Source organism: Agromyces sp. G08B096, from assembly GCF_040267705.1.
Classification (GTDB): Bacteria; Actinomycetota; Actinomycetes; order Actinomycetales; family Microbacteriaceae; genus Agromyces.
Genome location: NZ_CP158374.1, coordinates 2,729,020 through 2,740,008, shown reverse-complemented (window position 1 = coordinate 2,740,008; position 10,989 = coordinate 2,729,020). Strand labels below are relative to the sequence as shown.

Below are 10,989 nucleotides of genomic sequence, written 5' to 3'. Positions count from 1 at the left end.
CACCAACCGATCCGTCCGACTGCTGAGCAAGGAGCTGACATGTCCTTCACCCGCAAAGAGTTCATAGGCCTGACCACCCTCCCGGCGCTCGCCGGCCTCGGCACCGTCGCCGGGTCGGTCGTCGCGCCGGCCGCCGCGGCACCCGCGGCGGCGGCGACCGCGCCCGTCGCGGCATCCGCGGTGCGCGCGATCGCGGGGGCCGATCCCGCCGACTACGACTTCACGCTCGTGCGGCCGGTGTTCCAGACCCTGCTCCAGCTCCCGCGGCTGACGGTGCTGCAATGGTTCGGCGTCGACGAGGACACCGGCGAGATCTGGGCGACGCAGGCGATCCCTCCGGCCACCGGGAACTCCGAGTCGTTCGCGCTCAGCCGGCTCAGCCACACCGGCCAGCTCCTCGACCACATGATCCTCACCTCCGCCGGGCACGGCACAACCGTCGGCATCCAGCGGATCGACGGCCGGCCGTACGTGTGGACGAACTGGAACCATGTGGACGCCGGCAACACCATCACGGGCAACCGGCTCGTGCGGCTGCCGTACCTGCCGGGCGAGACCGTCCCGTCGACGCATCCCGAGATCGAGACGCTGTCCTCCTTCACCACGTCGTACGTGACGCCGGTGCTCGACCCGCAGAACGGCACCGTCGGATTCCGGATCAGCGACACCGCGGGGCAGCGCCTCCAGCTGCGGCGCATCGACGACGTCGTGGCGGGCGTCGACGCGCCGATCGGCGTCACGATCCAGATCCCGGGCGACCTCGTGCACATGCAGGGCTTCGCCGTCGACGGCACGGATGCGTACTGGTACTCCGGCGACACCAACTCGGCCACCTACCCGAGCGAGATCACCCGGTTCTCCTTCACCGACGGCCAGGTCAAGACCCGGGTGACCCGGGTGTTCGGAGAGGACCCGGAGGGCGGGTACCGAGGGAACTTCCGTGAGCCCGAGTCGATCTTCCTGCACAAGGACAAGCTCACGGGGCGCAAGACGCTCTTCGCCGGTGTGGTGACGGGGGAGCAGGGCCGTCGCCGATCGAAGGTGTACGCGTTCCCCGACCTCGGCGCCGACGCGTTCACCGGGCAGCAGCTCCAGCCGATGCAGCCGCACCCCCTCACCGAGCAGCGCGGGCGCCACCGCATGCCGCCCTCCGGCCTCACCCAGCTGGCCGCGCTCCGCGACCCCGGCTCGTACTACTTCTCCTCTGCCGCGTTCGCAGCGCTCGCGGACCGACCCGCCTCGGCCTCGGCGAGCGGGTACCTCCTCGACGTCGGCGCGCTGACGTCGCACGGGAGCGGCGGCTGCCGCCAGACGCTCACACGGTACGGCACAGGCACGCTGCCCGAGATGTTCGTGCGCATCGTGACGGAGACCGGCGCGACGTCGCCGTGGGGAAAGATCGCCGTCGCATCGGCCTGACCGTGTTCCGACCTGAGAGGATGAAGCCATGCCCGCCGGCAGAGCTCCCCGAGACAAGCGCCTGACCCGTGTGCTCGAGCACGTGCTGCAGGCGGGAACGGCTTCGAGTGCCGAGCTCGCTTCGCTGACGGGCGTGTCGCTCATGACGATCCACCGCGATATCGACGCGCTCGTCGACCGAGGCCTCGTGCGGAAGTTCCACGGCGGCGTCTCCGCGCTGCCGTCCACCGTCTTCGAATCGAGCTCCGAGTTCCGGATGCGCGTGAACACGACGGCGAAGGAGGCCATCGCCCGCGAGGCCGTCACCCTCGTCGAGCCCGGCATGTCGGTGCTGCTCGATGACTCGACGACCGCCTACTCCGTGGCCGAGCTGCTCCCGCAGATCGGACCGCTGACGGTGGTCACGAACTTCCGTCGCGTGATCGATCTGCTCCACGACAAGCAGGACATCCAGCTGATCGCGCTCGGCGGCGACTACTCGCGCACCCACGACTCGTTCCTCGGCGTCGGCGCCGAAGACGCCGTCTCGGCGCTGAACGTGGATGTCGCCTTCCTCAGCACCTCGGCGATGACGCCCGAGATGACGTTCCATCAGGAGCAGGCGATCGTACAGGTGAAGCGGCCCATGATGAGTGCCGCGACGCTGTCCGTGCTGCTGATGGATGCGAGCAAGCTCGCGCGCACCGCCCTCTACCGGCTCGCGCCGACCTCGGCCTTCGGCCGGGTGATCATCGACGATGCCGCACCCGCGGACGTCGTGGAGCGGATCGCCGAGAACGTCGACGTGCACGTCGCCGCGAGGCAGACCGCATGACGCTGCGGATCACGGGTCATCGCGGAGCGCTCGCGGTGGCACCCGAGAACACCATGCGCTCGTTCCAGGCCGCGGTCGACGCCGGCGTCGACGAGATCGAGCTCGACGTCCACCTGTCCGTCGACGGGTATCTCGTCGTGATCCATGATGAGACGCTCGATCGCACCACCGACGGGTCCGGTCCCGTGTCCGCGCACACCTGGGCCGAGATCGCCGTCCTCGACGCCGGCCTCGGCGAGCGGGTGCCGCAGCTCGACGAGGTCCTCGACCGGTTCCCCGACACCGCATTCCAGATCGAGGTGAAGGCCGCGGCGGCCACGGCCGCCGTGCTCGACGCCGTGCGCGAGCGCGGAGACCGCGGGGGAGCGATCGTCATCACGAGCTTCCTCCCCGAGGCGATCGCGCCAGCGCTCACCGGCGACCGCACGTGGCGGGTGGGGCTCATCTGCGGCAGGAACGAGCCGGGCAAGCCCGACCTGGCCGAGGAGCTCGGCGTCGACCAGCTGTACCTGCACTGGGACGTCGCGGCCGCACCGGTCATCGCCGGCCGGCCGGTCTACGTCTGGCCGTGCAACGACGTGGCGTCGGTGCGCCGGGCGGCCGACGAGGGCTTCGCCGGGTTGACGACGGATGACCCCGCTGGTGCCGTCGCCGCCCGCGCGGCGCTCCGACCGGCCTGACGGGCCGGCAGCACCGCGACGCCTGCAGCCGCCGGCTCCGCCGCCCGAGGGCGGGGAAGCCGGCGGCTGCAGTCGGCTGGCAGTGCTCGATGGGCCTGAGGTCAGACCTGCCGGAACTCGATTCCGAGCAGCGATGCCGCCGCCCGGTACTCCGCGGCCCGGGCGCCGACCGACAGCGACCAGTGGTGCCCGACTCCGGTCGCCGACCAGGCGTCGACCCATTCGCCGGGATCGCGTCCGAAGTCGACGCGGCTCGTGGTGTTGCCGATCTCGAGCAGCGGGCCGGGCACCACGGTGCCCTCGGAGGCGACGAAGACCAGGGAGCCGTCGCGGTCCTGCCCGAGTCCGAGGAGGGTCACTGGGCCGTGCTGCACGTCGAACTCCACCGAGACGCCCCAGCCGCGCTTGCCGTGGTAGACGCCGAGACCGCGCAGCAGCGGATCGCGACTCGAGACCGCCAGATGGGCGGGACCGTCGTGGCCCATCTCGACGACGCCGTCCTCGAAGTTCAGCGCCTGGATCTCGCAGAACGATCCGCCCGCCCCCACGACCTGCGTGGCGAGCTGGGCGACGGTGGTCCGCAGTTCGAACTCGCCGGTCGCCGGGATGCCTCGGGCGGTCAGCAGCGAGGCCCCGAGGATCATGCCCGCGCCGAGGCGTTCGTGCTGCTCGCCGGCGAGACCGCGGTGATAGTACGCCAGCGAGTCCAGCTCGAACTCCTCGACGAGGCGGTCCAGACCCACCGAGACCCGCGCGCCCCACGCGAAGTCCTCCTCCACGACGCTGTCGTCGAGGGTGAAGATCTCGCGGGCGAGGGCCATCCGTTCTCGGGTCTGCTCGTCGGTCACCTCCTCGACCCGCACCCGGAGGTCGTCGAACTCGAGCACCTCGACGTGTGAACCGAACGTGGCCGGAAGCAGGGTGAGATCCGTCGAGACGTCGAGCATGCCCGGGTACAGGTGGCCCATCAACCCGTGTCGAGCGTGTCGCAGCGCCGCCCGCACGTGTGCCGCCCGGATCCACTGACCGATGCGCTCCCAGGCCGATTCCTGGCGGAGCCAGCCCGAGACGGAGCGGAAGGGGATGCCGGCCCGCCGGAAGACGTTGCCCACCTCCGGAACCGGGCACTGGCCGCAGTACGCGAGCCAGGCGCCGGTGTCGAAGGCGGCGTGATCCATCTTCTCCGTGGGCTGCAGGTCGATCACCAGCACGGGGGTGTTCGCCCGCTGAGCGATGGGCAGCACCATCGAGCTCGTGAGATAGGTCGTCAGGAAGAGCACGATGAGATCGCAGTCGGCGCGTCGCAGCTGCTCGGCCGCGGCGGCCCCCTCCTGGGCGTCGGAGATGAAACCGACGTCGGTGACCTCCGCGTCCATCGCCTGGAACCGCTCCGACACGTACGCCGCCGAGGCGTGCAGCTGCGGCAACAGGCCGGGGAACTGCGGCCAGTACGTGCCGAGTCCGCCTGCGACGAGGCCGATCCTGGGTTTCCGTCTCGTCTTCGGCGGCAGCAGCCGGTCGACGGAGGCCGGTGCGGGGATACTCATCGGCGCTCGCCCTCCAGCGCCGGACGCGGCGCGGTGCGTTCGTGGGCCGGGATCTGCCGTCGAGTGATGACGATGCCCATGAGCGTGGAGACGACGAGGCACGCGACGAGGCCCCAGAGCAGCACCTCGGGGCTCCAGGCGAGCAGCGCCGGCGTGAACAGGGCGACGAGGGCGAAGACGCCGCGCGCCACGGCGTAGCTCACCCCCTGCGCCGTGCCGCGGACGTCCTGACGGAAGAGCAGCTGCGACCACACCTTGTAGTTCGCCTCCCCGGCGAAGTTGTACGCGATGTTGTAGAGCGCGAAGAACACCACCATGGCGACGAGGCTGGAGCCCGCGGAGACGGCCCCGACGGCGAAGGCCAGGATCTGCAGGATCGCGGCCGCGACGAAGAGCCGGTCGCGCCACACGGTATCGGCGAAGCGCACGAACACGAGTCCGAGGACGATCGCGAGCGGGAGGAACGCGAAGTTCATGACGGTCGCGACCGTCTGGCTCGCACCACTGACCGTCACGAGGAAGTAGGTGCCGAACTGGCCGAAGGTGTTCGCGGCGATGCCCCAGAAGACGTAGTAGGCGAAGGTGGTGAGGAGCGGCCAGAGCGTCGCCGGCCGGAGGAGGTCGGCGAGCGGGGCGCGCTCGAGTTCGGGGCGGTCCGACTCGAGGTCGGCGCGGTCGGCCTCGAGTCCGCTCGCGTCGTCGCGATGGTCCTCGAGCTTCAGTCGCGAGCGGAGGGCCCAGGTGACGATGGCCGCGATCGCGAGATGGCCCACGATCAGCTGCGTGCCGAAGTAGCCGAGCGTGGAGGTGACGATGCCGAGAACCGTCACGACCGCGATGCCGATCGTCCACATGACCTGGGTGAAGCCGATGAGGCGACCCCGAGCCCACACCGGCACGGAGTCGGAGACGACGGCGAGCGACGTGGGCAGGTCGGCTCCGGCCGCGAGTCCGGCGATGAGGACGCCGATGAGGAGCACGGTCGCGTCGGGTGCGAACACGATGAGCAGCGTGCCGACGGCGTAGACGGCGATGTCGACGCCGTAGACGAGCTTGCGACCGAACAGGTCGGCGAGGCGGCCGCCGACGAGCGATCCGATCGCGATGGAGGCGGTGAGGATGGCGCTGATGGAGCCCAGCATCCACACCGACATGTCGAAGTGCTCGCCCCAGATGGCGAGGGAGACCCCGACCGAGACGATGATGCCCGAGTCGAGGTAGGAGGCCATCCCGGAGAGGGCGGCGAGGCGCCAGTATCGGCCGGGGATGCGTTGTCTCTGGGGGGTTGGAGTACTCACGTGACAGCTCTGTCTTTCGCTTGGGTCGTGCGTTCGGATGGCGTCGTGGACAACCGGCGCCGCAATGACGTAGCGTGACGATAGCTGGATTAAATCGATTTTACAACCGGTCGTTACGCCGTTCGAGGAGGAACGCGAACCGATGATCTCCCCACAGCTGGACGCGCTGTTCGACGCTCCGCCGCGACGATTCGGGCCGACGCCGCTCTGGTGGTGGTCCGGGGCCGCCGTGACGGAGGACCGGCTCGCGTGGCAGCTCGAGCGGTTCGACGAGGGCGGAATCCACAACCTGGTCGTCATCAACCTCGCACCCGCCGGGCCGCTGTTCGGCGCCCTCGCCGACGATCCGCCCTGGTTCAGCGAGACGTGGTGGGACCGGTTCCGCCTGACCTGCGAGATCGCCGCGGAGCGCGACCTTCGGGTCTGGTTCTACGACCAGATCGGGTTCTCGGGCGCGAACCTCCAGGGGCAGATCACGAGCGTGCACCCCGATGCGGCCGGCCGCTCGCTCCGCTTCCGTGAGGCGGCCGTCGCCGATGGGCGGGTTCCCCTCCACGGCGGCGAAGCGCTGGTCGGCGCGTTCGACCCCCGCGGGCGGCGGCTGGACAGCGCCGCCGACGGCGCGGTCACCGGCCGGGACGGCGAGGTCGTCCGAGTCGTCGTGAGCGCGCCCACCGCGTTCGACTACCTCGCACCCGACGCCGTGGCCCGCATCATCGACCTCGTCCACGGCGAGTACGACCGACGGGTGCCAGAGCACCTCGGCCGGGCCATCGCGGGCAGCTTCCAGGACGAGGCGCCGGCCGCGAACGCCTGGACCGACCGGTTCGCCGAGGAGTTCCGGTCCCGCCGCGGATACGACCTCCTCGATCATCTGCCGTCGCTCTTCGAGGGTGCCTCCACCGAGGCGCGGAAGATCCGCGGCGACTACCACGCCGTGCGCGCGGCGCTCGCCGAGGAGGCGTTCTTCCGTCCCCTCGCCCGCTGGCACGAGGAGCGGGGAATGCTCATCGGCGCCGATCAGGCCAATCCCGCTCGTGCCGGGTACCCGACCCAGGCGACGCAGCTCTACACCGACTACATCCGCACGCACCGCTGGTACGGCGCGGTCGGCAGCGACCACGAGGGCGATGCCAAGATCCATTCCTCGATCGCCCACCTGTACGACCATCCGCGGGTCTGGATGGAGTCGTTCCACTCGAGCGGCTGGGGCGGCACCCTGGCCGACACCTACGACTGGCTCCTGCCGCTCCTCCGGAGCGGCGCGAACCTCTACAACCCGCATGCGACGTACTTCGGCACGGCGGGCGGCTGGTTCGAGTGGGCGCCCCCGTCGACCGACTGGCGCCAGCCGTACTGGGAGCAGTACCCGGCGTTCTCGCGGGCCGTCGCCCGGATCGCCTCGATCATGTCGTGGGGCGTGTACGACGCCGAGGTCGCCGTGCTGCATCCGACGGCGACGGCGCAGGCCGGACTCACCCTCGATCTGCCGGTCGACCACTTCGGCGACGGGATCCTCGGCGGTGCGGCGTACTCCGACCTCGACGCGGCGCAGGAGCATTACCTGGCGCTCGTCGGCAGCACCAACTGGTTCCATCCCCGGATCGGAGCGCTCGATCGCGAGCGCGTCGCGTTCGATGTGATCGACGACGACTCGCTCACGCGGGAACCGCTCGACGGTGCGGCCGTCCGGGTCTCCGCGCAGCGGTATCGAGCGGTCGTGCTCCCCGGGGCGACCGTGCTCGAGGAGCCGACGGCGCGCCGTCTCCTCGAGCTGCTCGACGCGGGTGGACGCGTGATCGTCGTCGGCGCCGACCCCCAGTTCGCCGCCGGCCGCGGCGGCGACGATGCGGTGGTCGCGGCGCTCGTACGGCATGCGCGTCTGGAGCGACAGGCGGACGCGGCTGCCGCCGCTCGGTCCCTGAACGAGCTGCGCGGGCATGCCGAGGCGGATGTCCCGCTGCTCGTGCGTCGCTCCGGCCGAGACGGCGCCGCGCTCGTGACCGGGGCGTTCCCCGGGGCGAGCGAGCCCAAGGGCGGGACGGACCCGGGCGCGGCCCGCGGACGGGCGCCGCTCGATCCGGGCCGCTATGCCCGCGACCGCCGAGTGACGGTCCGGGCGCGGGTGGACGAGGCCATGGTGCTCGACCCCGCGACCGGTGTGCGGAGCAGGCCGCGAGTGGAGTCCGACGGCGACGTCAGCACGATCTCGTTCGGGACCGGAGGCGCCCCGGCCGTCATCCTCGTCTGGCGGGAGGCCGACGGCGGGGGCGGGGCCGACCACGGGAGCGATCGTTCCCCGGCGGTCGACCTCGCACCCGTCGTACCCGAGCGCGGCCGGGAACGCCGCGTCCCGGTCGACGTGCCGTGGACCGGTGAGCTGCGCCCCACCCTCGACAACACGTGGGGGGATTTCGCGCTGCCGGTGGGCACGGACGTAGCGGCGCTGCAGATCTGGTCGTTCGACTGGCAGGAGCGCGGGGCGGGCGGCGACGAGTTCGACGACGGCGGGTGGCTCCGGGTCAGGGCGACGTTCGGCGAACGCGTCCGCACGCTCGGCCCGGTCCCGGTGGAGCACGCGCCCGGCCCGCTCTCCGCGACCGAGGTCGCCGCGGTCCTCGCAGGGGACCGCGCGCTCGCCGGAGCCGATTGGACGCGGCGCGTTCATTCGACCAGCCGCGGCGCCGCCGACCTCGGCCGCGGCACGCTCGGCAACAAGGGCATCGTCCCCGAGGGGTTCGTCCGGCTGCCGGCGGGCGGAGCCGGCGAGGTCGCGCTCGTGCGCACGATCGTGGAGACCGGGCTCCGCGGCGAGGTCGAATTGGTCGTCGGTGCCGGGGCTGACAAGCAGGTCTGGTGGAACGGGGAGCTCGTCGCCGCGACATCCGCGAACACCGCCCGTGCCGTCGTGTCGGTGACCGACCCGACGAACGTACTCGAATACCGCCTGGGCGCGAGCCGCAATCGACGGGCCGTCGCGAACGCCGACGAGGTGCTGGAGAGCTGGTTCACGCTCGCCCCGGCCGGCGACTTCGGCGAGCGGCCGGTCTTCATGCGGCTTCCCGAGCGCCTGCGGCCCGACGGATCCGCGCGATTCACGGCGGAGATCGAGCTGCCTGAAGACGCGCGAGCGGCGAGGCTCATCGTGGGCGCGGCGGTCGGCGCGACGATCTCGGTCGACGGAGCCGTCGTGGCGCGCCAGGCGAAGGTGGAGTACTACGAGGAGACATGGGGCGCGACGCCGGCGTACTTCGCCCATGACGTCACCGGGCTGCTCGGGGCGGGTCGGCATCGCGTCGAGGTGGAGCTCGAGAGCACCCGCGTCGACGACGTCGTCCTCGTCGATCTCGTGGCGACGACCTCCGACGGCGCAGTGGCGCTGGTGAGCGGGCCCGGCTGGCAGGTCGAGGCGGACGGCCGCAGCGGCGAGTCGGTCGAGCACCTCGGGCACTGGGACGAGCCGGCGTCGACGCACGCCGTCCTGCGCGCTCACCCGCTCCCGGACGTCGGGTGGCTCAGGGGCGAACCCGTGCTCGGCACCGGCGTTCCGGGGTTCCGTACGACCGACGATGTCGTCCCGGCCGCGCAGGTGCTGCGGTTCACAGTTCCGGCGGGATCGACCGAGATCGAGATCCCGCTCCGGCTGCCCGCGCGCGTGTGGGTGGACGGCGCGGAGGTCCCCGTCAGCGCCGGTCGGATCGCCATCGAGCGGCCGCTCGACGCACCGGGGACGGTGCTCGTGCGCACCGCGGAGACGGTGTTCGCACGCGGCGGGTCGGCGCTCGCCGGGCCGGTGAGGGTGCGGACGGCGCCTGCCCCGATCGAACTCGGCGACTGGCGGGACATCGGTCTCGGATCGTGGTCGGGCGGGGTACGGTACACCGCGCGGATCGAGGTAGCCGGCGACGCACCTGCGGCCGCGCTCGAACTCGGCCGCGTGCAGGGGAGCGTGCGCGTGGAGGTCGACGGCGAGGTCGTGGCCGACCTGTTCTGCGCGCCCTACCGGGTAGAGCTCGGCGATCGCCGCGGGGAGCTGGAGGTGTCGGTCACGGTGTACACGACGTTGGCGCCATTCCTCGCCGAGTCGACGCCGACCGCGTGGGCGTTCCCGGAGCAGCTCGGCTCGGGGCTCATCGGTCCGGTGACCCTCGTCACGAGCTGAGTCGCCGGCCGGGCGCCGACCGGCGGACGACGAGGCGCGGCGCGAAGACGGCGGCGACGTGCTCGTGCTGCTCGGCGTCGGTCGAGAGCTCGGCCGCGAGGGCGTCGACGGCGGCACGGCCGACGCGGGCCTTGGGCTGCTCCACCGTGGTGAGCGGCACCCGTCCGATGTCGGCGATCTCGAGATCGCCGTAGCCCACCACCGCGACGTCCTCGGGGACGCGGACACCGGCGTCCGTGAGCGCCGTGATGACGCCGACCGCCAGCTGGTCGTTCGCGCAGAAGACGCCCATGGGCGGGTCGGACGCCAGCGCGGCACCCGCCTGGGCGCCCGCCTCGACGGTCATCCTCTCGACGACGACCTCGCGGAGCTGCACACCGGCCGCCGCGGCGGCGGCGTGCGCGCCCGCGCTGCGGTCGGCGCACTGCGGGATGTCGAGGTCGCCGTTGACCACGACGATGGAGCTGCAGCCGCTGTCGACGAGATGCTCGACGGCGAGCCGCCCGCCCCGCACGTCGTCGACGGCGACCGAGCAACCCTCCTCGGGGTCTGCGGTCCGGTCGACGAGCACGAGTCGGGCGCCGACCATCCGGAGTCGGCGGAGCCGGTCGCGGTCGGCGCTGAGCGGCACGACGAGCACGCCGGCGGCCCGCTGCTCCGCGAGCGCGTTGAAGCTCGCCAGCTCGAGGTCGGGATCGTCGTGACTGACGCAGAGCGCCATGAGGTAGCCGAGCCGGGCCGCCTCCTCGCTGACGGCGCTCGCGATGGCCGCGTAGAAGGGGTTGGTCGTCTCGGGCACGACGAGGCCGATGAGCTTGCTGCTGCCGAGGCGGAGGGCGGAGGCGGCGCGATTGGGCACGAACTCGAGCGCCTCGATGGCCGCGAGGACGCGCTCGCGGGTGGCGGCGGCCACCTTCTCGGGCCGGTTCAGCGTGTTGGAGACGGTTCCGGGCGAGACGCCGGCGAGCCGTGCGACGGCCGCGAATCCGATGTCGTCGCTGCGGCCCACGGAACTGCTCCTCCCGGTCGGCCGTCGATGCGGACCGCCCGGTTCGAGCGTAGTCCGGGC

Annotated in this window: 7 protein-coding genes; 4 read left to right on the top strand and 3 right to left on the bottom strand. The window is 71.8% G+C overall.

The window, feature by feature from the left end:
* Window positions 1-39 precede the first annotated feature (39 nt).
* The 3 genes from ABIQ69_RS13150 to ABIQ69_RS13140 are packed head-to-tail and all read left to right on the top strand — an operon-like array spanning window position 40 to window position 2,913.
* Entirely contained in the window at window positions 40-1,419 is a 1,380-nt protein-coding gene (locus ABIQ69_RS13150) for a hypothetical protein (RefSeq protein WP_350347572.1), read from the top strand.
* 28 nt (window positions 1,420-1,447) lie between these two features.
* A complete protein-coding gene (locus ABIQ69_RS13145) occupies window positions 1,448-2,233 on the top strand; it encodes a DeoR/GlpR family DNA-binding transcription regulator (RefSeq protein ID WP_350347571.1) in 786 nt (261 codons plus the stop codon).
* On the top strand, window positions 2,230-2,913 hold the full coding sequence (locus ABIQ69_RS13140; protein WP_350347570.1) for a glycerophosphodiester phosphodiesterase family protein: 684 nt from the start codon (window positions 2,230-2,232) through the stop codon (window positions 2,911-2,913). Before ABIQ69_RS13145 ends, ABIQ69_RS13140 begins: the two co-directional genes overlap by 4 nt.
* A gap of 101 nt (window positions 2,914-3,014) precedes the next feature.
* Here the strand turns inward: ABIQ69_RS13140 and ABIQ69_RS13135 are convergent, their stop codons facing one another.
* Together ABIQ69_RS13135 and ABIQ69_RS13130 are read right to left on the bottom strand one after the other, a co-directional pair.
* A complete protein-coding gene (locus ABIQ69_RS13135; RefSeq protein WP_350347569.1) occupies window positions 3,015-4,460 on the bottom strand; it encodes an L-fucose/L-arabinose isomerase family protein in 1,446 nt (481 codons plus the stop codon).
* On the bottom strand, window positions 4,457-5,689 hold the full coding sequence (locus tag ABIQ69_RS13130) for an MFS transporter (protein ID WP_350347568.1): 1,233 nt from the start codon (window positions 5,687-5,689) through the stop codon (window positions 4,457-4,459). Before ABIQ69_RS13130 ends, ABIQ69_RS13135 begins: the two co-directional genes overlap by 4 nt.
* A gap of 211 nt (window positions 5,690-5,900) precedes the next feature.
* On the opposite strand from ABIQ69_RS13130, the gene ABIQ69_RS13125 reads away from it, so the two are divergent.
* Window positions 5,901-9,920, top strand: a complete 4,020-nt coding sequence (locus ABIQ69_RS13125; protein WP_350347567.1) for a glycosyl hydrolase — start codon at window positions 5,901-5,903, stop codon at window positions 9,918-9,920.
* Here ABIQ69_RS13125 and ABIQ69_RS13120 read toward each other — a convergent pair.
* Window positions 9,910-10,929, bottom strand: a complete 1,020-nt coding sequence (locus tag ABIQ69_RS13120) for a LacI family DNA-binding transcriptional regulator (protein ID WP_350347566.1) — start codon at window positions 10,927-10,929, stop codon at window positions 9,910-9,912. The genes ABIQ69_RS13125 and ABIQ69_RS13120 overlap by 11 nt on opposite strands.
* Between the last annotated feature and the right edge of the window lie 60 nt (window positions 10,930-10,989).